This window comes from Brevundimonas sp. 01N35 (assembly GCF_056399785.1).
Genome location: NZ_JBFTRZ010000039.1, coordinates 1 through 418, shown reverse-complemented (window position 1 = coordinate 418; position 418 = coordinate 1). Strand labels below are relative to the sequence as shown.

The 418-nt window shown below is 66.5% G+C and carries 1 pseudogene; it reads right to left on the bottom strand.

The annotated features are described in order from the left end of the window. Window positions 1–418: pseudogene (locus tag AC1DJ5_RS14660) on the bottom strand (glutamine synthetase); the annotation flags it as partial.

Genomic DNA, 418 nt, shown 5'->3' with positions numbered 1-418 from the left:
GCTGTCGCGGGCGATCCGGCGGTAGCTGTTCACGTAAGGCGCCAGGATGGCCATGATCGCCGGCAGGTAGCGCTGCTGGCCGGCGATGAAGGCGTAGAAGGCCGGCGTCGCCTCGCCCGTCTTCGGATCCGAGAACAGGTTGTCGCCGTCCTCGGTCAGGATCGACTGGTGCACGTGCATGGCGCTGCCCGGCTCGGTGGCCATCGGCTTGGCCATGAAGGTGGCGTAGATGTCGTGCTCCAGCGCCGCCTCGCGGATGGTGCGCTTCATCATGAACACCTGGTCGGCCAGCTCCAGCGGCGTGCCGTGGCGCAGGTTGATCTCCATCTGCGCCACCCCGCTCTCGTGGATCAGGGTGTCGATCTCCAGGCCCTGGCGCTCGGAGTACTCGTACATGTCCTCGAACAGGGCGTCGAAC